Raw genomic sequence first — 21,483 nt, 5'->3', positions numbered from 1 at the left:
TGGAGAATGGATGTGAGTCTGAATGAACAACCTAAAGGCTGAAAAGAAGCATCTCGCAGACACGTACCAGCAATTGCTGACACGAAAGACAGTGCTGAACAGTTTCTTGACTGAAGGCAGAAAAAAAGATCGCCTTGCGATGCAAAGCATCGGCGAAGAAATTCGCTTAAACTTTGATAATTTTGCTGACCGTTTAGATACTTTTGCTGCCATCGAAAGTAAGAATCGTGAGATAGACCAAATGAACGCCGCTCTTCAATCTGCTGAACGTGAATTAGCTGCCATCGACCGTCTTCTGGATAGTCCCTACTTTGGTAAAATCTCCCTACAATTTGAAGATGAGGAAACGATAGAAGATTTTTACATTGGGATCAATGGTTTTGTTAATGAAAATAAGGAAGGGCTGATCTATGATTGGCGCTCCCCAATTGCCGAATTGTTCTATGCCAAACGCCTGGGTCCGGTCTCTTATCAAGTGAACAATCAGACGATTTCTGCCGTTCTTGAACAACGCCGTCAATTTATTATCGAAAAAGATCAATTGAAGCAAGCCTTTGATACCTCAGTGGCGATTCAAGATGAAGTGTTACTGGCAGCCCTTGAAGCCAATAATAGCCAAAAAATGCAGGATATCACTGCTTCGATCCAACACGAACAAAACGTCATCATCCGTGACTTAGCGCATAAAAACCTACTGGTCAACGGTGTTGCTGGAAGCGGAAAAACTTCTGCTGTCATGCAGCGGATCGCCTTTTTGCTGTACCATTTTCGTGAAGAGATGACCGCAGAGAATGTCTTGATCCTCTCCCCGAATTCGCGGTTTATTGATTATATTTCGCAAGTGCTGCCTTCCCTCGGCGAAAAAAATCCATTGACGTTGACCATGCGGCAGTTTTGCCAAGCATTTCCTAGCGTTGACTTAGAATCGGAAGAGGCTTATTTTGACCGCATCCAGCAAGCACCCAGTGAAGCAATCGAACTTTTACGCAGTGCTGACTTCAGCCGCTTTCTTCAATCCTTGAGCAAACAGCTGCCAGAAGAACTTGTGCTTCAGTTTAAACCAATCAAAAGAAAAAACGTCGTCCTTTTTTCTGAAGAAACGATCGACACTTTCTTCCAAGAAACACCGAAACAGGCACCCTTGCGCGATCGCATCCAAGCTGTCAAAAAGAAATTGGCTTACGCTTGGGAGGAACGATTGCAAAAAAATGCCTTAGCAGCGAATGTTCACGACCAAGTTCGTTCTTTGACTGAAGATGAACAACGATCCCTTTTAGGGACAGTTTTAAAAGATGATTCAGAAAAAACGATTCAGAAAGCAGCCCTTCGCCTCCTAAAGAAAAAATATGCAAAAGTTACGAAACAAATCAATGACCTTACGTGGTTTGATACGAAACAATTGTTAGCAGACAGTGCCGACTATTTTACTCATGGACAGATCACTTTGACGCAAACAACAGATAGTTTGGATTATACTGTTTGTCTATTGCTGATACGTCATTTGGTGGCCGAAAAACAACCTGTCCCTGCTTTGCGCTATCTCTTTATCGACGAAGTCCAAGATTATACGCCAGCACAACTGCAGTTTCTATTATGTCTTTTTCCTATGACCGCTTTCACCCTCGTGGGGGATCAGCAACAGGCGATTTTTACAAGTGCCATCACCGTATCAGAAATCCAAACGATATTTCAACAACAGGCGAAATCCCTCGAAACGTATCAGCTGACTACGAGTTATCGGTCTAGCGGTGTAATCACACGGTTATTTGCTCAAATGCTACCAAAAGAAACCAATTTAAACATCTCTGCCGTTCGACCAGCAGGAAAGTTGCCACAGTTTTATGCCAATCTGACTGACGTTGCCTTGGTAGACATAGTAAAGGAACTTAAGCAGCCAGTAACGATCATCACAAAAGATAGTCGATCCAGTGAAGAGCTTAAACAATTCTTCGATAAACAGGCCGTGTCATTTCATGGAACGGTTTTACCGATTCATCTTGCCAAAGGATTGGAATTTAAGCAGGTTCTTTTATATGATGTTTCAGCAGAAAATTATCATACCGATCAAGATCAGCGGATTCTCTATACGGCGATTTCTCGTGCAATGGAAGAACTGATGGTAACTTCAAAAACGACCTTTTCACCGTTTCTCACTATTTGATAGTAGAACGAGAAACCTCCTATTTTCTATAGAATCTTGATAAGATTTGAGAGAACCCTGTCTTGTCTCTCTGGGTAATTCTCTTGTCTGACCGATTTAGAAAGCGATCGATCAAATAAAAAAGCATCAACGCGATTGCGTTGATGCTTTGCTTTTGATTTGATTAGCGATGGATGTAAGTATATCCAGATGCGCTCAATGTTGCAGTGTTTGGTCCACCAGGACTGTCAAAGCCCATTCCGCCTTGAGAGATCGTGATCGTATTGTTTGATGGGTTGTATGATTCAACATAGGCTACGTGACCATAAGTTGGATCAGCAGTCCAAACGCCACCAACTGATTGACCAGCGGCAAAGACTACAACAGCACCGGCTGCTGGTGTACCATTGACAGTGTACCCATCAGCTGCAGCTGACGCACCCCATTGGGCCCCGTTACCCCAGTAAGTACCTACCCAAGGAGCACGGTTTTTCACGTACCAAGTACATTGACCCCAAGCATACATGTTCCCTGAGCTTGAATGATCTTTTCCGCCGCCTGTAGAAGTACTTCCGGTAGAATCATTGTTTGATGAAGAGTTTGAACCTGAGTTACTTGAACTTGAATTGCTTGAACCAGTGTTCGAAGAGCTTGTGTTCGATGAACTTGAGCTGTTAGAACTGCTAGTATTGCTTGAACTTGAGCTTGTGTTGCTTGAAGAACTACTTGTTGCTGTTTCAGTAGAAGCAACTGTATTTTCTGTCGTGCTCTCTGTTGATTGGGCAGCAGCTTCTTCTTGTGCTTCTTTCAAAGCAGCAGCTTGTCTTTCTTCTTCTGCTTTTTGAGCAGCAGCAGCTTCTTGTTGTTCTTTCAAGATACGGGCTTTTTCAGCTTCCGCTTCTTGTTTTTTCTTGTTCAATGCATCTTTGTCTTTTTCAGCAGTTGCTTGTTCTGCTGCTAAGTTTGCTTTCAAGACATTTAAATCAGCTTGTTTTGCTGCAATGGCATCTTTTTGTTGGCTAAGTTCTGCTTGGTTTGCAGCAACTTCTTGGATCTTGCTTTCGTTTTCTTTGACTTTGTCTTCAACATCTTGTTTGTCTTGTTTTTGTTGTTCAACTAAATCATTGTTTGCATTGACGATCGTTGTCATCGCTTGTACGCGACCGATAACATCCGTTAAAGAATCTGCTTCTAAAACAGCATCAATGAAATTGGTGCTTTGACCGTTAACTTGTACATCACGGGCTTGCTTTTGAATTGCTTCTTCACGTTTGGCAATACGCAATTTCAATGTTGCGATTTTGTCTTGCAATTTCTCAGCTTCTTGACCTAACTCAACTTGTTTTGCTTCTAATGAAGCAACTTTTGCACTCACTGTTTCAATTTCTGCTTCTAGAGAATCGATCTGTGATTGGGCGTCAGCTTGCTGACCTTTAAGAGAATTGATTTTTTGGTCTTGCTGCTCGATTTGATCATCAATGGAATCTGCAAATGCTAATGCAGGTGCTGCAACTGCGGTTAATGTTAGTGAACACACCATTAATGCTGATAACAAACTATTCTTCACTCGTTTTTCCTCCGACTAGCTGGTTGATTTGACAGATGAACTGCCTTTATAAAAACTTAATTTTGTCTAAGAAAGTTTAATGTTCGATTTAACGACAAATGAATTCTACCATAATGATATGACACACAGATAAAGGAAATGTTACAAAAATATTTCAATCTAACATTGCCTTTATCTCAGCGATAAATAACAGAACAATTAAAGACCGTTAAATCAATGTTTCTGAATAAAACACCGCGTTTTCTTTTCATTTTCAAAAAATGATGTTCTTTCTATTTTAGTTATTTTTATCACATAAAAGCACCCAAATAAGAGCACTTATAGTTTTTTCGGAATTATCTTAACAAGAAAAACTATGAAAACAAGAAATCTTTCAAAAAAAGACCCTTTATGTGACAAGATTCCTTTTCCTTCCTATAATAAATAAAACAAGCGAGGAGGGAATCGCGATTCGTACACACAAAAAATGGTTTTGGCCATTGGCACTTCTTACACTTTTTGTCACCTGTTTCCTGTTATTCTTTCAATTTCGTAAGGTGCATGAAGCCGATACACCTTTGCAACAGGCAAGCAACAGTGAGTTTTGGCTCTTAAGTGATATTCATTTTCTTTCCTCCACGCTTCATGATAATGGCGAAGCCTTTCAGACCTTCACGCAAGGAGCTGCTGGCAAAGAGATGATGTATCAAGAACAATCAATCGAGGCCTTCACCGCTCAAGCCTTAAAGGAGAAACCAACGGGAATTATTTTGACCGGTGATATGACGCTCAATGGCGAGAAAGCAAGTGCTCAAGAGTTGGCAAGATTGCTTGAACCATTGCAAGAAGCTGGCATTATGGTTTTAGCATTACCTGGCAACCACGAGATTTACAATGGTTGGGCGCGAGCATTTCAAGGTGAAAAGGAATACTATGCCGATCAAATCAGTCCTGAGGATTTTCAAACGATTTTTGCTGAAGGTTACGAAAAAGCCAACAGTATCGACAAGTCTTCCCTTAGCTACAGCATTCAGTTAAATGACAAGTATCGCCTCTTTTTACTAGATTCATGTATCTACGATTCTGAGGTTAATTGGGATGATCCTACAACGAATGGTGAGTTGAAACCAGCTACTCTAACCTGGTTGGAGGAGCAATTAACCCTGACAAAAGAAGCAGAGCAAGTACCACTGGTCTTTTTACACCATAACTTGTTTGGTCATAATGAACTCTTACAAGACGGTTATGTTCTCAACAACGCCTCTGAGACTGTCGCTTTGTTGGAACGCTTCAACGTGCCAGCCGTTTTCTCTGGTCATATCCACATTCAAGACATTAACGAAGGGAATGATTCGCTTTATGAAGCAGTCACTGGGTCTTATTCAACAGCAGAATTAGGCTACGGCGTCCTTTCTCTTTCTGACAAGGAAATCGACTATGAAGCTCGTCAAATTGATCTACATGCTTGGGCGGCTGAAACGAAGCAAACTGATGAACAGTTACTGGACTATCAAAACTACCAGAAAAGTATTTTTGAAAATGACACCGACCAACTGGTCCGCGACCAATTGTCCGCCGTGTCTGAACTGTCAGAAGCCCAGATCACACAACTTTGCACGTTTGTCACGAAGCTGAACACGGCCCTTTTTACTGGCAATGATACTTACTCAGTCGAGGAAATAGCTGCCATCAAAGACTCCGAGGAGTATCAGTGGTTAGCGACCTATTCTTACTTTTTGAAGCAATATGTCGATTCAATGCTCGACGATCAAACCGATGATCGCAAGCTGACGATCCCCCTCACAGCAGAATAAAGCCAAAAAGTGTCTTCTTCCTTTCTTTTAGGAAAAAGACACTTTTTCTTTTCTAATGAACGATAGCCCTCTCGTTTGGGTAAACGAGAAGGCTATCTGACGAGTCAATATTTATTCTTTGAAAGTGCAGCATACTATTACTACTATTATTTATTTCTCATTTAAACGATACAATCCCTAACCTCTATTGTATCCTTGTAACTCTGAAGTTACGCCAGGTTTGAATAAATTTCTTCAAAACAAGTAACGTGTGGTACAAAAATATTTGTCGCTTATTAATAACTTTACCACGAGACAGAGTGCAAATGGAAGAAAACGTACTTATTCTTAAACATTACTTAAACAAAAAGCTTTGTTTTCATACAGTGTTGCCCTTTAAGAATTTTACGTGAAGCGATTAACCTTCCTGTCATGCATATCTGCTAACCATTCCTATACGGGAATTCCTTTTATTCAATAGGCAAGTCGTGCTGTTTTAAAAAAGATAATTTATCCCAGTAGCCTCTTTGAAATAAAATTTTATCATTTACTATTTGAAAAAAACCGCAGCCTCTCAAACCTAATGGGTCACGCCACTCTAAAATTGCCCATTGTCCATCTTCGAAAATGTTCTCAACGATACAAACCATTTTTGCGTTAGAAAAATCTTGCTCAAACATCTGCTTTATCGCTTCTTTCCCAATAACTGGCTCATTGGCAACCTGATGGTTTATTGCATTGTCATCATATAATTCTGAAATACATTCTACATCTGCTTGATTAAACGCATCAACCCATTGGCAAAGTATTTCTTTTGGCTTCATATAGATTCCCCCTCGAAATGTAATCATCTTTGTTCCAATCGCAATAAAAAAGCAGCTAATTTGTATCAATATATTCTACTTTTACAATTCATTCAAGACAATATCGATGAAACGAATAAGAATTATCGATCTTTCACATCGATTACTCTTGTATAAGTACGGGGGACCATACATTGAATCGTGGCATTTTCCACTGTACCTGTTTCTTTATTCTATTCAAATGAGACATGCCATTTGAATCACTAGCGATCATTGATTTTATTGGTAGCGATGCTACTAAACCTGTTCAATCACTTTTTCATTTACTGTGAAAAGCATTTATTTATTGAATACGGTATATAGCCTCTCTTTCTGTTTTCCTCTTTTTATACGCTTATCATCGAATGAGAAATCATGGATAAGTAAAACGCAACGCTTAGGGTTAGTTGACTATCGAAAGCAAAGATGTACTGTTTACCATGTCAGGCCCTCAAAGCCTGCAACTATTCTCTTGTAACAGATCCTGGAAACCTTATCAATTTCAATATTTACATAAAATAAAACAAAAAAAAAGCGAGAACCCAATGGATTCTCGCTTGTTAACGTCAATTAACCTTTAACGATGTTTGTTGCTTGTAAGCCACGTTGGCCTTCTTCAACGTCGAAAGTCACTGCTTGACCTTCTTCTAAAGTTTTGAAGCCGTCGCCTTGGATAGCTGAGAAGTGAGCAAATACATCATTGCCGTCTTCACCTGTAATAAATCCAAAACCTTTATCTGCATTAAACCATTTTACTGTACCGTTATTCATAAACGTATACCTCCATATTACACATCGACTGTGTTTATTTGTTTGTAATAGAAAATGATGTGTAATTGAAGTGTGTATCAATAGAAAAGATAAACAAGTATTAACATATCAGAACTTTACCTATTCATCATAGCACGGTTAAAATAAAATAGCAAATAAATTTGGGCTTTTTTCTTGATAAAAAGCTAAATTGTTAAGAAACCTTATGATTAAGCCTAGGAATTGCTTTATCTGGAAGAATCAAAAATCAAAGAGTTGCGCCGTTTGAAGCAATTACTTTTTTGTACCAATCAAAAGATGCTTTCTTGATGCGTTTCTTTGTGCCATTGCCTTCATCGTCTTGGTCGACGTAGATAAAACCATAGCGTTTCGACATTTGTGAGGTCGAAGCACTGATGATATCGATGCAGCCCCATGCCGTATAGCCAAAGACCTCGGCGCCATCATGTAACGCTTCATTGATTTGTTCAATATGCTGACGCAGATAGTCGATTCGATAAAAATCATCGATGGTGCCATCTTCGTTTACGACATCCTCTGCTCCCAAACCGTTTTCGGCAATAAACAAAGGTTTTTGGTAGCGGTCATAGAGTTGATTCAATGCTGTTCGCAACCCTTTGGGATCGATCTGCCAGCCCCATTTACTGCTTGGCAAATAGGGGTTTTTTATCCCACCAGTAATCAAATTCCCGACAGCACTTTCCAATCGTTCTGGATGCGCGCTGACTGCACTGGACATATAGTAACTAAAGGAAACAAAATCCACAGGGTTTTCCCGGATGACTTCTAAGTCTCCTGGTTCGATCACCAATTCCACTCCTTTTTCTTCAAACATGCGTTTGGCATATGCTGGATAATAGCCTCTTGCCTGCACATCACTGAAAAAGAGTGAGGTTCGTTGACTTTCGACTGTTTTTTGGACATCATCTGGATCACAGCTGTACGGCGTTAATAATTGATAGCTGATCATACAGCCGACCTTGGCATCGGGAATCAATCGATGGCAATAGTCAGTCACGATTGCGCTGGCGACAAATTGATGGTGCGCCCCTTGGTACTTTTCTTGTTCAATATTAGGATGGCCTTCTTCAATGATCCCGACACTAACATATGGATGGTGTTTGACACAGTTGATTTCATTAAAAGTCACCCAGTATTTGACTTTCTTTTGGTATCGCTCAATCACCGTCTTGGCAAAACGGACATAAAAGTCGATCACTTGCCGATTCGGCCATCCTCCATACTCAGTCACTAAATACAATGGCATTTCATAATGGGATAGTGATACTACTGGTTCGATCCCATACTTCAAACACTCATCAAAGACTGCATCGTAAAATGCCAATCCAGCTTCGTTTGGTTCTACCTCATCCCCCTTTGGAAAGATCCGTGTCCAGGCAATTGACATCCGATAGGCTTTGAAGCCCATCTCACCAAATAAACGAATATCTTCTTTAAAATGATGATAAAAATCGATGCCCTGTCTTTTCGGATAGTATTTCGTGCTGTTAGGATCCTGTGCTTCTGCAACTTGCTGATGAGTCATCATATGCCATTGGTCAGTCCAACGTTCTTTCGGCATTGAGGAATCGAACAGATAGACATCAGAAACCGACAAGCCTTTTCCATCGATCCCAGAGCCTCCTTCAACTTGGTTGGCAGCTGTTGCTCCCCCCCAGAGGAAATCTTTTGGAAAATAACTTTTCATTTTACTTGCCGCCTTTCAAAAATGATTCGTACGCCAACGCTTCCCCATTCGTGGCGATCACTTGCTGATAATACGCAAAACTAGCTTTTTTCTTGCGGGAAAGATCTCCGCTACCATCATTTTGCTTATCGACATAGATAAAGCCGTATCGTTTTTCCATCTCTCCTGTCCCCGCAGAAACGATATCGATCGGTCCCCACCATGTATAGCCTAGAATCGTTGCGCCATCTTTGATCGATTCCGCCATTGCCTTTACATGATCTTTCAAATAAGCCATCCGTTCTTCATCGACGATCGATCCATCTTCATTGACAACATCCTTTAAACCAATTCCGTTTTCAACGATAAATAATGGTTTTTGATAGCGATCAGTCAATTCGCTGCAAACATAGCGTAATGCCAACGGATCGATCGGCCATCCCCAAGCAGTTTCTTTTAGGTAAGGATTCTTTTTCCCCAATAATCCGCCAGTATTACCTAAAATTTTCATGCCCGCTTCATGCAATGAGCTGCGGTAAAAACTAAAGCCTAAATAATCGCAGGTCCCCGCTTTAATGATCGCTAGATCTTCTTCTGTAATGTCCAGCAACAGATGATTATCCTTCACGATGCGGTCGAAGTATTCAGGATACGCCCCTCGCAATTGCACATCACTATAAAACAAAGAACGACGGCGCAGTTGATACGATTCAAAAACATCTTGCGGGTTGCACGTTGCAGGATAAATCGGACTCAGTGACAGCATACAGCCAATCTGATTGTTTTCATCTACTGCCTTCCCATTCAGAACTGCTTTGGCACTTGCAACAAACATATTATGACTCGCTTGATAAAGTGCCTGTAATTTTTCTTCTTCAGTCTCGAAAGAAAACACATCGATACCTGCTGCGAGTAAAGGGATCGTATGGGTATGGTTGATTTCATTGAAAGTCATCCAATATTTCACTTTCCCTTTATAGCGTGCAAAAACCACTTTTGTATACCGATCAAAAAAATCGATCAGTGCACGATTTTGCCAACCACCATATTTCGTTACCAAATGCAGTGGTGTCTCAAAGTGAGCTAACGTAACAACTGGTTGGATCCCTTTTTCATTCAAGGCATCAAATAAATCATCATAAAATTGTAAACCTGCTTCATTCGGTTCCGTCTCATCCCCATTCGGAAAAATGCGACTCCAAGCAATTGAGGTACGCAAACACTTCAAGCCCATTTCCGCAAACAGTTCAATGTCTTCTGGGTACCGATGATAAAAGTCGATGGCTTCATGGCTCGGATAAAAGTTTTCCTCTTCAAGCTGCAGTGAAACTTGCTCAATACGTTTTTCACCAACTGGTAAAATATCTGCTACGCTTAATCCTTTTCCTCCTTCCAAATAAGCTCCTTCGGCTTGATTTGCGGCGATTGCGCCGCCCCATAGGAAATTTTTTGGAAATACACTCATGAAATCGCTCCTTTTAATAAATCATTTGCTACCAATGCGGTAACGTCTTTTTTCGCTTGATCCACAACTGTCAATGCATCTTCTTTGATCACACTGGTAAAGACCAACATGGTTGTCGGATCATATCCTTTTTCAATAATTTTTGCTAAGTCAAAGGTGCCAATTTTTTGCCCCTTCACGACTTGATCCCCTTGTTTCACCGAAATCTCAAACACGCCTTTTGCTAAATCAACCGTGTCTAAGCCGATATGAACCAACACTTCCGTCCCAGCAGCTGATTGGATCCCAAAAGCATGTCCAGTTGGAAACACTGTCACAACCGTACCAGTAAGTGGCGCATAAATATCGCCGGCTGATGGATAAACGGCTAATCCATCTCCCATTGCTCGAGAAGAAAATACTTCATCTTTGACATCATCAAGCGTGATCGCTTCACCAGCAACTGGTGTCATCACTTGCAGCCCTGCACCTTCTTCTAAAACAGGTTCTAGCGTTTCTTCAAATCCTAATACATAGGTCAAAATAGCAGTACCGAAGAACGCAAAGGCAATGCCGATCAAATAGTACACAAAGGTGTCCCCAAAGAAAGCTGGCAATGTCGTCAATGCTGGAAAAACATAGACGATGGCCTTGGTTTGCATCATGCCCATAAACGCACCAGCAATGGCACCAACGATGGTTTGAGCAATCAACGGCTTTTTAAATTTTACCGAAAGTCCATAGACGATGGGTTCTGTAATTCCTCCAAGCAATGCTGGAAGCAAGGAAGATAGCGCCAGGCCTTTGGTTTCTTTTCTGCGAGAGCGTAAAAATACACCTAAAGCAACCCCAGCACTCGCAAATGTTGCTGCTGCGATCATCGGGCGCAGCGTATCATAGCCATATACCGCTAGGTTATTGACCATGATCGGTACAACTCCCCAATGGATCCCGATCATTACTAAGAATGTCCAACCGCCACCGATCAACAAGCCAGCCAACAGCCCACTCTTATCGCTGATAAAGTTCATGGCATTGCCTAAACCGTCCCCAAGCATTACACCGACCGGTCCAATGATCAAAACAGTCAGAGGCACCATGATCAAAAGAGCCACTAGCGATAGAGCAAAAATCTCGATACTCTTAGGAATGATCCGTTTGAGTAGGCGTTCCAAGTGCGAGTAGATATAGATCGAAACGATCGCTGGAATCACGGTACCCGAATACCCCATCAGCACAGCTGGGATGCCAAAGAAATCAACCGTCACACCGTTTTCCGTCACCATTGCTGTAAAATTCGGCTCCAGCAACGCCCCAACGATTGCTAAAGCAATAAACATATTGACTTTGAAAATCCGCGCTGCACTGATCGCTAAAAATAAAGGCAAGAAATAAAAGACACTATTGCCAGCAGCAGCTAATATTTTATAGGTGCTTCCTTCTGCGTCCATCAAATGATAGGTCGTAAAAACAACTAGTAAAGCTTTCAACATCCCTGCCCCTGCAAGCGCAACAATGATTGGATTAAAGATCGCAGACAATACATTGAAGAATCGGATAAATACATTGCCTTGTTTTTCTGTTGATTCTTCGGCATCTCCATCACTTTCCAAAGCGTTTTGGATCGAATACTTGCTCATGATCGTTTGAAAAACATCTGCCACATGATTCCCGATCACGACTTGAAACTGGCCATTTCCTTCAATGACTGACAATACCCCATCAAGCTGCTGAATTTTGTTCTTATTTTTTCGTGCCAACTCGACATCTTTCAACTTAAAACGCAATCTAGTGATGCAATGATACAGGCTAACGATATTTTGTTCCCCACCGACCTGTGCTATAATTTCACTAGCAAGTTTTGAATAATCTTTTGCCAAATGACTCACTCCCGTGTTTGATTTATAAAGCGCTTTATGGCGTTACTATAGCAGATTTTTTTCTCTCACCTGCGAAAGTTCGCAATTTGGAAACTGCTTACAAGAAAGGAAAGAAAATGGGCCTCTTAATCATTCGTTTATTGAATCTTTTAAATAATGCACCCACTGATTCCACCAACTACTATATCGGTTTGACCATGATCAACTATTACGATCAGATCCAAACTCTAAGTATTGGTGAATTCGCCGCTCTTTGCCATGTGTCAAAGTCAACCGTTTCAAAATTCGCCCGTACCTTAGGCTTTGATGACTATGGTGATTTAAAAGACAACGCAGCTTTCATCGAGAACCGCTTCAACAATCCGCTAAATTATCGCTCGAATATTTTGTCTGCTTTGGAGCAAGAAGGCGTAGACTCCTATTTTGACGCAGTGATACAAGACATCGATTATCTGCGGCATCATCTTGATCTGCCAGCCATCGAACGGATCGCACAAGCAATTGTTTCGCATAAAAATGTCTTTGCTTTTGGAATATTATTCTCAGAATCGGCTGCTATTGATTTCCAGATCAAACTAGCTTACAACGGCAAGTTCATTCGGACCTTCCAAGACGATCTCGTACAAGAAGAAATCATCAAATCTGCCGATGAAGAATCGCTTTTTATTATTTTTACCAATTCCGGTGACTACCTGACCAAGCAACAAATTCGAAATGGAACGCCTCGAAAAGATTTCTTTGATCGAACCAAAGCCAAAGTCATTGTGATCACCGCCAACCCACAGATCTCGGAACTTCCCTTTGTCCAAGAAGCCATCATCTTCCCTCATCAAACCCATTTCCAAACCCATGCCTTTATGTATCAGTTCATCATGGATTTGATCGTATCGAAGTTCAAGCAGTTGACTGATCGAAAGCGAATGTAGTAATGACCCTCCATTATAGAAGAAGGGCATTTCTTCCATAATGGAGGGTTCTTTGTGAATGAGATGTCTCATTCATTCGTAAGCGTCACGCATTTATTCCTAGTTTCTTTGAAATTTTTTTAATCCTAGGCTGATATTTATTAAATTTCTCCTCATTTATGTTTTTTGTTTCACAAACTTCACTTCGGTATGGTATAATCATTTTGTTTTTAAGAAAACTATGGGAATACAAAGGAGAAGGAAACATGAAAAAAACTAAAATCACTTTAATCGCTGCATCATTGCTTATGGGAGGCACTCTTTTAGCTGCATGTAGTTCAGATAACGACACAGCTGCAAGCTCATCATCAACAGCAGCTTCAACTGCTGCATCAACTGAATCATCAGATGATGTTGTTTCAACTGCTTCTATCAGTGACCAAACTTCAGTCATTGAAAAAGCATTGGGTGCAGATGGTAACTGGATCGTTGCTGTAACTGCTGACATGACATTTGATAACGATGTAACCGTTGATGGCGAATTCCATGATAAAGGCGATGACTCAGCTGATATCTACCGTAAATTTGCATTGTACTCACAAGATGAAGACCGCAACGTAACAGCTGAGTACACAGTAACTGTTCCTAAATTGATCGTTAACTCAGAAAACTTCAACATCGTTCACGGTGTAATCAAAGGTGACGTTGAAGTGAATGCAAACGGCTTTGTATTGAACGGTGCAAAAGTTGAAGGTAACGTAACATTCACTTCAAAAGAATTCCAAGATTCAGCAACACTTGACGAAGATGGCGCTTCTGTAACAGGCGACGTAACAGTTAGCGAATAATCTTTCACTGGATTTCTGTGAAATAGATGAAGAAAAAACGAGGTTGACAAGTTGATCATTGATCCTTGTCAACTTTTTTTTGTTTTTTTATAAACAATTGCATCCGCTCTCATTACTAACATTGTGTAAGTAAGAACAAAGCACAAGAAAAAAACTGGCTTGCTTACGCAAAACCAGCTTCTTCTTTAGGCGCTTATTCTTCAATAACTGCCCACTTGTAATCGTATTGCGCACCGGCACCGTGAGAAACGACCCCTTTTACTTTTGGTGCACGTAAATGAGCTTCAACGTTTTGGTACACAGGGATAACCCCTTGTTGATCCATAATGATTTTCTCTGCATCCAACAAATCTTGCCAGCGGGCATCTGGATTGCCAGCATTTGTCGTGGCAGATGATTTCACTGCTGCATCGTACTCATCGCTTGTCCAACGACCTCGGTTGTATGAATTATCGGTTACAAATAGATCTGTAAAACTGCTGGCATCCGCATAGTCAGCACCCCAGCCACCCATAACGACATCAAAATCACCTGAGTTTGAACGATCAAGGCGAACGGAGAAAGGTACTGGACTTAGGCTAACTTTCACCCCATCAAGCGTATCTTGAATCGCACTTTGAATATATTCAATGGCTTTTTTGGTTGAGTCTGTGTCAGAGGCCAAAATTTCAAAACTTAAAGAATCGATTCCCAAAGCCTCTTTGGCTTTTTCCCAATGTTCTTTGGCTTTTTCTTGATCGTATTCAATGACACTTTCCGCTTCATCGACAAAATCAGTATTATCAGTTGGGTTAAAGGTCATTCCTTTTGGTATCAATCCTGTGGAAGCCAATGAACCATCACCTAAAATCGATGTCACTAATGCATCACGATCGATGGCATAAGAGATTGCTTTACGCAGATCCTCATTGCGAAATGGCGAATCTTCTTCTCGCTGATTCAACTCGATATAGGAAGTACGGGCTAATGGTTCTGACACAAACGCTTCATCATTGGCCATTTGCTGCGCCAATTCTCCTGTTAAGATGACGTCGTCCGCTTGCCCATCCTGGAATAGATTCAAGGAGGTCGATGATTCTTTTACGACACTGACATTGATCGTATCAAGTTTCACCGTATCTTTATCCCAATATTGGTCGTTCTTTTCATATGACCATTCTGTATCGGTTCCTGGACCATCAAAGCCAGCTAACACAAACGGTCCATTGTAAACGGCATTGTCGCTTGTTGAAGCATATTGATCGCCGTTGTCTTCTACGACTGCTTGGCTTTGTGGGAAGAAGGATGGAAATGCCAATAAGTATTGGAAGTATGGCGTAGGTGTCGTCAGCGTGATTTCTAATTCATAGTCGCTGACTGCTTTGATCCCCAATTCTGAGGCATCTTTTTCACCTGCTGTTATCGCTTCGGCATTGGTTACGGGCGCAAATAAGTACGCATATTCAGAACCTGTTTCCGCACTTACGGTGCGTTGCCAGCCAAAGACATAATCCGCTGCTGTTACTGGTTCTCCATTTGACCATTTGGCATCTTCACGTAATTTCAATTTATAGGTCAGACCATCTTCACTGACTTCCGCTAATTCGGCGGCACCTGCTGGTTCGGGCTTACTATCAGCATCTAAGCGGTACAACCCTTCATACACATTATTTAAAGCACTGAAACTGATCGTATCGGTGGCTAAGGATAGATCGGCACTAGGCATTTCTTGTTGAACCACAACATTAAAAATTTGTTCGGCAGCTGCTGTCCCACTACCACTTGAACTTTCACCTGTACTTGATGTCCCTCCTGTTGAGCAACCTGCTAATACGATTCCACAAACAGCGATGACACCATATCCCCATTTTTTCTTCATCTTACCTACCCCTTATGAAAATCCAAAATTTTCAGAATTATTACAAAACTCTGAATGTAAATAAGATTTTAATAAATATTAATTATAAAAGCAAGCTATTTTTCTCATTTTATTATTATTTATTTTTTATGTTAACACTGCATGTTATTATTTATGACACAAAAACAAAAAACACAAAGCGAAAGAGATCGCGCTTTGCGTTTTTTTATCTTTGGATAGGAAAGTGGATTACTCCATTTTATAGCTTTGACGCGTCACTTTACCCTCTCGTACCGCAGCGATAATAGTTGGAATAGCCCCAATCGCCGTAAAGAGATAGACCAGACCTAAGTTCCCGTAATATTGACTCGCTTCCAAATACCCTTCACGAATCAAATCAGGTAAAATACGGAAAGCGTAGAAGACATCAACGTCCGTGTAATAATTCGCTACACTGATCGACCAGTCGATACGATTCCCGACATAGACCATAACGATCATGACGATGATACTACTAATAATACCTTTTGTACTGAGTTTTCCACCTAATAATTCATACCCTTTGATGGCACAGATCGCCATTGCGATTCCAGACAATGCAGCTACATATCCCAGTTGTCCTAATAAAATAATTGCGCCGGCACCAATCAGTGAACCAAGAAACGCGCCCACTGTTCCAGCTAGCCAATTTTCTTTTTTCTGCCCTTTTTCCCGTTCTTGTGCAAGGACCGCTTCTTGTTGTTTCTTAAAGCAAGCTTCACACGCAATGACGGGAGTGCCGCCAATAGCATACAGCGAAACCGGCTCAGTGATCGTTCCGCAGAAGGTACAAGCATTTTGGTAACCTTTCGTCTTCAAGAAATTCGTCAATTGGTCCAACGCAGTACGGATCTTGTCCACAGTTTTCCCTGCAGTCATCGCTCCGCGTAATGTATAGGCAACTTGATATCCTTGGATCACACAGTCGGTGATCTCTTTTGACTCACTTAAAACTTCTTTGACTTCTTCTTGGTTCGGAAGTTCCCCCTCTTTGCTAAGGGAAAAATGAGCCACAAGAGAATAACTATTGTTATTCTCTTGAACTAAAAAAAGTTTATAACTATGATACGTTCCATAAATCACCCCGGTGGAAGTATCAACTGAGAGCCCCAACGGCTCGGCAAATTTGGTCAATGTCTTCTCGATCTTCTTATTCATTTTTCTCCTTCTTTCCAACAAACACTTACCTTTTTAGGTATAGCTAAAAGTTTAAGGAGAGTAGAAATGAAAGTCAATCAATTTGTTCAAAAAACCTAGTTTTTTTATTTATTCTGTGACAAATCGCCGCAATGCATCAGCAACCCCATGGTCTGTATTGCTAGCCGTCACAAAATCAGCTTTTGCTTTGACCAAATCGGGCGCATTCTCCATCGCAACACCGATACCGGCTGAAGCAATCATTGGCAGGTCATTAAAATTATCGCCGATCGCTAAGGTTTGCGCCAGCGACACTTGGAAATAGGCCGCTAATTCATTTAGCGCCTTATCTTTTCCCACAGCTTGATGAGTGACTTCCAAATAATTCTCTTTGGATAAATAAAAGGCGCTTTCTAAAAAGTCAGCGTTCTGGCAGGCAGCATGAAGCGCTTGGATTTCTGCCGTTGTGCCGATCAAAAGAAACTTATGAACCTCAAAAGCTTCTTGTGCCAACAGTTGTTCTAATGAAGTTTCTACAGGAGTCTCTTTGGTGATCGCCGCTTCTGCTCGTGCCCATTGGTCCACTCTTTCGCAATACCACTGATCACCAGAGTAGACATTGATGGAAACACCAGGAAAATCAGCTTTGATGCGCGCAACCAAAGTTTTTGCTTCTGCTTTTTTGACCTCATGACTAAATATTGGTACAAGCGTACCCGTATGATCGTACCGTCCAATCAGGGCACCGTTGTAGCAAGCCAAGGGCCAGTCTTCTATCTCTAATTCTTCAGCTATCGGTAGCATTCCTTTCGGGGAGCGAGCGGAAGCCAAAACAAAAGGAATCGCTTGCTGCTTCAACCGTTTGATTTCTTCAATCAAAACCGGATCGATTTGATGTTTATGATCCAAGATCGTCCCATCGATATCACTTAAAATAAACCCAATCTGCTTTTTTTCCAAATAAACCATCCTTTCCCATTCCCCATCCTTTTTACGAAAGCGAATTGATCCATCGCTTTCGACCAAAACAAGCGCCGTTTCCATAAAACGAAAACAGCTTTCTTGTCCTTCTTTGCTTCCAGTTTACCATACTAGCCAATGAAAAAAAGAGTGCATCGCTGCACTCTTAGGAAGTATAGATATAAAACTCGATTTCCTTCTTGATCGGCTTTTTGATCCAGCGTTTCACAGCAGCTGCCCGCTTCAAGCCCATATGCTCATAAAAACCGTAATTACAAGTGGTATCGGTATAAAGGAAAAACGGAGCTGTTTTATCATGCTGGACCATCGCTAAGAAGGAAGTAAAGAGTTGCTTGCCTACACCCAATCCTTGTGTTTTGGGACTAACGGCAAACAAACCAACTTCGGTCTGAAAAGGAATTTGTAAGTCTTTCAACATCGCTTGATTTAACTCAGCCACCTCTTTGGCATAATGCAGCAGCGTGTTTCTCCCTTGATTAGAAAGCATTAAGCAGCCAGCATGCCACATCGTTTTCCCCCAATAGCGCATTGGATGAAGCTTCTTTCCTCTTTTACTGTCTGCTAATAAGATACCGACAGCTTCACCATTTAAAAGAGCCACACGTGAATAGGTAGCACGGGCAAGTTCATAACACAAAAAGACATGAGCAAAGTGTTTGGCGGTCTTCGGGTCAAATTGCTTGTCGTAGTTCCAGCTATCAATAATTACTTGCACAAGCGCAGGCAGATCTTCTCGTTTAAATGGTCGATATGTTACTTGTTTATTCATTCTATCTTCCTCCCAGTAGTTGACTATCTTTAGTATAAAGTTTACAGTAACTGTAAAGTCAAGGAGGAGCGCCATGAAAACCAAATTAAAAGTATCGGAAATGGCACGCTTAGCGCGAATCAATCCTCGGACACTCCACTATTATGACGAGATTGGGCTATTTCAACCAAACAGCAAAGACGAGAACGGGTACCGGTATTATTCCCTTGATCAACTTTTGGATCTCGGATTGATCCTGTCTTTGAAAGAATTATCGATGCCCTTAAAAGAGATTCAAACAGCGTTGCAGGGGGATGCCGAGACCATGAGAAACTTATTGGAAGCCAAGCGGCAAACCATCGATGAAAAAATTCAGCAGTTGTCCAACATCCAAAAAATCATCGAACGAAAAGCAGCGGACTTGCGTCTGGCTGCAGAAAAAACTTCCCCCTTCACCTTGAAGGAACAGCCAGAGGAGTATTTCTCCCTTAGTCCTAGATTAAACGGCAGCAGCATCCCAGAGATGATCACCCAAGCCTACGACCTTTTGATGGCACAGCCTTATCTTTTCTCGAATAACGAATACGGTTTTATGATTCGGACGAACAAAGGCAATACGCAGGACATCGACTACGTTTATGTGCGGCAAGAAGAACCACAACGAGCTTCCTTCGTGAAACCGGCAGGTTGCTATTTAACCACCATTTATCAGGGGGATGACGAAGGATTGAAGCAGTTCTATCAAAAACTCAAGCAGCTGATTGCAGCGCACCAATGGCAAATCGATGACTACTTCTATGAACGATCGATCCATGAAACGACCCTTAGCAACGAGCAAGCTTATTTGACAGAGATCCAAGTCCGGATTTTATCTGAGGAATAAGGATTCGTCTAAACAACACTAAAAAGTAAATGAAAAAACGCAACGACCACGAGCAGTTTCTTTCGCCTCGTCGTCGTTGTGTTTTAATTAAATCAAATGGTTTTCTTTCAACAGATCGCCAATGTAGGTATGTTCAGTTTTCTTAACGAAGCCTTCCAATAGTTTCCGTTCGATAAATGGTAGCTCCATTTCCGTGATTTTTTTCTTATCGGTCAGATAATAGACAGCTTTGGCCAAGGTACGCAGATCATAAGCGGAAGCAAACACTTCTGGTACCCCGCGTTCCACATCTAATAGCTGATAAACAGCCTCCATTGCAGTCCGAACGGAATACTCTGTTGTAAAAACAGTGTCTCTTTCAGTCTCTGCGAAATTACCGATAAAAGCTAAGTTTTTGGAGCCATTTGGAATAACCAATGGCCGATCCCCTGGCTCACGCAGCATGAAGTAGGAAGTGATAAACGGCATGTAAACCGGAACTGCCACACTTGATTCTTTTGAAATGCGTTGGATTTCTGCTTCCGGCACGCCTAAATGGTAAAGCAGTTCTTGCACGATTTCTTGTCCAGAACATTGCTCAATTGGTTTTTTGATGTAGTTTCCTGGCGTATTTGACAACAAGCCATACACCCATGTGATCGTTTGTTGGTCTTTTTGTTCTTTAAAGTGCGGTTGGCGATGGGTCGCAAAGCTCATCATCCAATTGGAATCTTTGATGGTGATGATCCCCCCAGTGACGATTCTGCCTGTTCGCAACTTGCGATGGGTCAATTTTTCTAAATAAGGTTCAACATCAAAATTTTGCCAAGTGACAGTTGCCGAAACAAACCAGCTTTCTTCAGGTAAGTTTTCATAAAAGACTTCTGGATGACCAAAATCAGGCGATTGCGCCGCCAAGTTTTTCCATAAACGCCAGCTACCACCAGGTGCTTTTGAGATAGGCGCTGGAGTATAATGGTCCCCTTGCGTGGAACTTTCAGTGATCGATCCGTTGGTAACAAAGACCAAGTCATCTTCTGACAAAGGAATTTCTTCGATTGCCCCCGCTTTTTCTAGCACAAGTTTTTGAGCAACTTTTTCCTCGCCCACGATCCGAACATCGATATTGCTGACTGTGCATTCATATTGGAAGTCGACTCCTTGTTCTTCCAAATAAGCAAGTAGTGGTTTGACCAATGACTCATATTGGTTGTAACGGGTAAATTTTAACGCGGTAAAATCAGGCAAGCCATCGATATGATGCACAAAACGCAACACATAGCGACGCATTTCAATCGCCGAATGCCATTTTTCAAAGGCGAACATCGTACACCAGTATAGCCAAAAATTGGATTCAAAGAATTCTTCGCCAAAAACATCTTCGATTTTTTTCCCGATCAATTGATCTTCTGAAGTCATAAATAATTGAGTCAATTCTTTTTGTGCTGTAGCAGACAAGGTAAATTCTCCATCATCTGCTGCTCGTTGGCCGCGATTGTGGATGATCCGACAGTTAGACGAATTTGGATCATCGTGATCCAACCAGTAAAACTCATCTAACACCGAAGCATCTTCCACCTCCAAAGACGGAATCGAGCGAAATAGATCCCACAGACACTCAAAATGATTTTCCATTTCTCGACCGCCGCGGGTCACAAATCCATCATGGGGAATGAATTTTCCGTCTAATGAACCGCCTGATAAAGAAAGTTCTTCAAGGACGTGGATTTTCTCACCCGCCATATGGCCGTCACGGATCAAGAAGACTGCCGCAGCAAGTCCTGCTAATCCACCACCAACAATATAGGCTTCTTTCTTTTCGACATCTTTCGGTTTTCTGCTTCTTGCAAAAGCTTCGTAATTTCCGTTCGTATATCTCATGTAGATCCCTCCTAATATTGGTACGTTTTTATGGTATCAGTAACTATTTTTTTTGACAAAAATTTGTACTAGTAAAAACAAGTGATTTTGACAAATCGGCCTTTTTGTCAAAAAAACAAGGGCAAAATCCCACCTTTTAGAA

The 21,483-nt window shown here is 41.4% G+C and carries 16 protein-coding genes; 5 read left to right on the top strand and 11 right to left on the bottom strand.

The annotated features are described in order from the left end of the window. The first annotated feature begins 22 nt into the window (after positions 1 to 22). Positions 23 to 2,161: a HelD family protein gene (locus tag CXM95_RS04250; RefSeq protein WP_086299183.1), complete on the top strand. Its 2,139-nt coding sequence runs from the start codon at positions 23 to 25 to the stop codon at positions 2,159 to 2,161. A 163-nt stretch (positions 2,162 to 2,324) separates the two neighbouring features. Here the strand turns inward: CXM95_RS04250 and CXM95_RS04245 are convergent, their stop codons facing one another. Further along, positions 2,325 to 3,707: a CHAP domain-containing protein gene (locus CXM95_RS04245; RefSeq protein ID WP_042890032.1), complete on the bottom strand. Its 1,383-nt coding sequence runs from the start codon at positions 3,705 to 3,707 to the stop codon at positions 2,325 to 2,327. A 392-nt stretch (positions 3,708 to 4,099) separates the two neighbouring features. On the opposite strand from CXM95_RS04245, the gene CXM95_RS04240 reads away from it, so the two are divergent. Further along, complete coding sequence (locus CXM95_RS04240; RefSeq protein WP_086299182.1) at positions 4,100 to 5,500, top strand: metallophosphoesterase; 1,401 nt, start codon at positions 4,100 to 4,102, stop codon at positions 5,498 to 5,500. Positions 5,501 to 5,949: 449 nt separating this feature from the next. Here the strand turns inward: CXM95_RS04240 and CXM95_RS04235 are convergent, their stop codons facing one another. The 5 genes from CXM95_RS04235 to CXM95_RS04215 all read right to left on the bottom strand — a co-directional run bounded on the left by CXM95_RS04235 (position 5,950) and on the right by CXM95_RS04215 (position 12,112). Then, positions 5,950 to 6,303 carry a nuclear transport factor 2 family protein gene (locus CXM95_RS04235; protein ID WP_005237337.1) on the bottom strand — a complete coding sequence of 118 codons (354 nt, stop codon included), beginning with the start codon at positions 6,301 to 6,303 and terminating at the stop codon, positions 5,950 to 5,952. Between the two features lie 588 nt (positions 6,304 to 6,891). After that, positions 6,892 to 7,092 carry a cold-shock protein gene (locus CXM95_RS04230; protein WP_005225331.1) on the bottom strand — a complete coding sequence of 67 codons (201 nt, stop codon included), beginning with the start codon at positions 7,090 to 7,092 and terminating at the stop codon, positions 6,892 to 6,894. A 247-nt stretch (positions 7,093 to 7,339) separates the two neighbouring features. Further along, positions 7,340 to 8,800, bottom strand: coding sequence for a glycoside hydrolase family 1 protein (locus CXM95_RS04225; RefSeq protein ID WP_086299181.1), 1,461 nt, complete (start codon positions 8,798 to 8,800; stop codon positions 7,340 to 7,342). A 1-nt stretch (position 8,801) separates the two neighbouring features. Further along, entirely contained in the window at positions 8,802 to 10,244 is a 1,443-nt protein-coding gene (locus CXM95_RS04220) for a glycoside hydrolase family 1 protein (protein ID WP_005237340.1), read from the bottom strand. Then, positions 10,241 to 12,112 carry a beta-glucoside-specific PTS transporter subunit IIABC gene (locus tag CXM95_RS04215; RefSeq protein WP_086299180.1) on the bottom strand — a complete coding sequence of 624 codons (1,872 nt, stop codon included), beginning with the start codon at positions 12,110 to 12,112 and terminating at the stop codon, positions 10,241 to 10,243. The genes CXM95_RS04220 and CXM95_RS04215 overlap by 4 nt, the downstream gene beginning before the upstream one ends. A 107-nt stretch (positions 12,113 to 12,219) precedes the next feature. Between CXM95_RS04215 and CXM95_RS04210 the strand changes: the two genes are divergently transcribed. Both CXM95_RS04210 and CXM95_RS04205 read left to right on the top strand, forming a co-directional pair. Next, positions 12,220 to 13,029, top strand: coding sequence for a MurR/RpiR family transcriptional regulator (locus CXM95_RS04210; protein WP_086299179.1), 810 nt, complete (start codon positions 12,220 to 12,222; stop codon positions 13,027 to 13,029). Between the two features lie 245 nt (positions 13,030 to 13,274). After that, complete coding sequence (locus tag CXM95_RS04205) at positions 13,275 to 13,856, top strand: polymer-forming cytoskeletal protein (protein WP_005237347.1); 582 nt, start codon at positions 13,275 to 13,277, stop codon at positions 13,854 to 13,856. Positions 13,857 to 14,049: 193 nt separating this feature from the next. Here CXM95_RS04205 and CXM95_RS04200 read toward each other — a convergent pair whose 3' ends face one another. From CXM95_RS04200 to CXM95_RS04185, 4 genes are all read right to left on the bottom strand, one after another. After that, positions 14,050 to 15,714 carry a peptide ABC transporter substrate-binding protein gene (locus CXM95_RS04200; protein WP_005237349.1) on the bottom strand — a complete coding sequence of 555 codons (1,665 nt, stop codon included), beginning with the start codon at positions 15,712 to 15,714 and terminating at the stop codon, positions 14,050 to 14,052. A gap of 228 nt (positions 15,715 to 15,942) precedes the next feature. After that, a complete protein-coding gene (locus CXM95_RS04195; protein ID WP_101698863.1) occupies positions 15,943 to 16,890 on the bottom strand; it encodes a hypothetical protein in 948 nt (315 codons plus the stop codon). A gap of 108 nt (positions 16,891 to 16,998) precedes the next feature. Then, on the bottom strand, positions 16,999 to 17,838 hold the full coding sequence (locus CXM95_RS04190) for a Cof-type HAD-IIB family hydrolase (RefSeq protein WP_158297424.1): 840 nt from the start codon (positions 17,836 to 17,838) through the stop codon (positions 16,999 to 17,001). Positions 17,839 to 17,995: 157 nt separating this feature from the next. Then, positions 17,996 to 18,619, bottom strand: coding sequence for a GNAT family N-acetyltransferase (locus CXM95_RS04185; protein ID WP_086299177.1), 624 nt, complete (start codon positions 18,617 to 18,619; stop codon positions 17,996 to 17,998). A 73-nt stretch (positions 18,620 to 18,692) separates the two neighbouring features. On the opposite strand from CXM95_RS04185, the gene CXM95_RS04180 reads away from it, so the two are divergent. Further along, a complete protein-coding gene (locus CXM95_RS04180; RefSeq protein ID WP_086299176.1) occupies positions 18,693 to 19,481 on the top strand; it encodes a MerR family transcriptional regulator in 789 nt (262 codons plus the stop codon). Positions 19,482 to 19,568: 87 nt separating this feature from the next. Here the strand turns inward: CXM95_RS04180 and CXM95_RS04175 are convergent, their stop codons facing one another. Further along, entirely contained in the window at positions 19,569 to 21,341 is a 1,773-nt protein-coding gene (locus CXM95_RS04175; protein ID WP_086299175.1) for an oleate hydratase, read from the bottom strand. Positions 21,342 to 21,483: the final 142 nt, after the last annotated feature.

Origin of the sequence: Enterococcus sp. CR-Ec1, assembly GCF_002850555.1 — a bacterium.
Taxonomy (GTDB): domain Bacteria; phylum Bacillota; class Bacilli; order Lactobacillales; family Enterococcaceae; genus Enterococcus_D; species Enterococcus_D entomosocium.
Note: the sequence above shows the minus strand (reverse complement) of the source record. Positions and strands in the feature narration are given on the sequence as shown.

Excerpts from the sequence above, each read along its gene's own strand:
- CXM95_RS04250 (WP_086299183.1), top strand. The coding sequence starts at position 23 with ATGAACAACCTAAAGGCTGAAAAGAAGCATCTCGCAGACACGTACCAG.
- CXM95_RS04235 (WP_005237337.1), bottom strand. The coding sequence starts at position 6,303 with ATGAAGCCAAAAGAAATACTTTGCCAATGGGTTGATGCGTTTAATCAA.
- CXM95_RS04230 (WP_005225331.1), bottom strand. The coding sequence starts at position 7,092 with ATGAATAACGGTACAGTAAAATGGTTTAATGCAGATAAAGGTTTTGGA.
- CXM95_RS04225 (WP_086299181.1), bottom strand. The coding sequence starts at position 8,800 with ATGAAAAGTTATTTTCCAAAAGATTTCCTCTGGGGGGGAGCAACAGCT.
- CXM95_RS04220 (WP_005237340.1), bottom strand. The coding sequence starts at position 10,244 with ATGAGTGTATTTCCAAAAAATTTCCTATGGGGCGGCGCAATCGCCGCA.
- CXM95_RS04210 (WP_086299179.1), top strand. The coding sequence starts at position 12,220 with ATGGGCCTCTTAATCATTCGTTTATTGAATCTTTTAAATAATGCACCC.
- CXM95_RS04205 (WP_005237347.1), top strand. The coding sequence starts at position 13,275 with ATGAAAAAAACTAAAATCACTTTAATCGCTGCATCATTGCTTATGGGA.
- CXM95_RS04200 (WP_005237349.1), bottom strand. The coding sequence starts at position 15,714 with ATGAAGAAAAAATGGGGATATGGTGTCATCGCTGTTTGTGGAATCGTA.
- CXM95_RS04195 (WP_101698863.1), bottom strand. The coding sequence starts at position 16,890 with ATGAATAAGAAGATCGAGAAGACATTGACCAAATTTGCCGAGCCGTTG.
- CXM95_RS04190 (WP_158297424.1), bottom strand. The coding sequence starts at position 17,838 with ATGGTTTATTTGGAAAAAAAGCAGATTGGGTTTATTTTAAGTGATATC.
- CXM95_RS04185 (WP_086299177.1), bottom strand. The coding sequence starts at position 18,619 with ATGAATAAACAAGTAACATATCGACCATTTAAACGAGAAGATCTGCCT.
- CXM95_RS04180 (WP_086299176.1), top strand. The coding sequence starts at position 18,693 with ATGAAAACCAAATTAAAAGTATCGGAAATGGCACGCTTAGCGCGAATC.
- CXM95_RS04175 (WP_086299175.1), bottom strand. The coding sequence starts at position 21,341 with ATGAGATATACGAACGGAAATTACGAAGCTTTTGCAAGAAGCAGAAAA.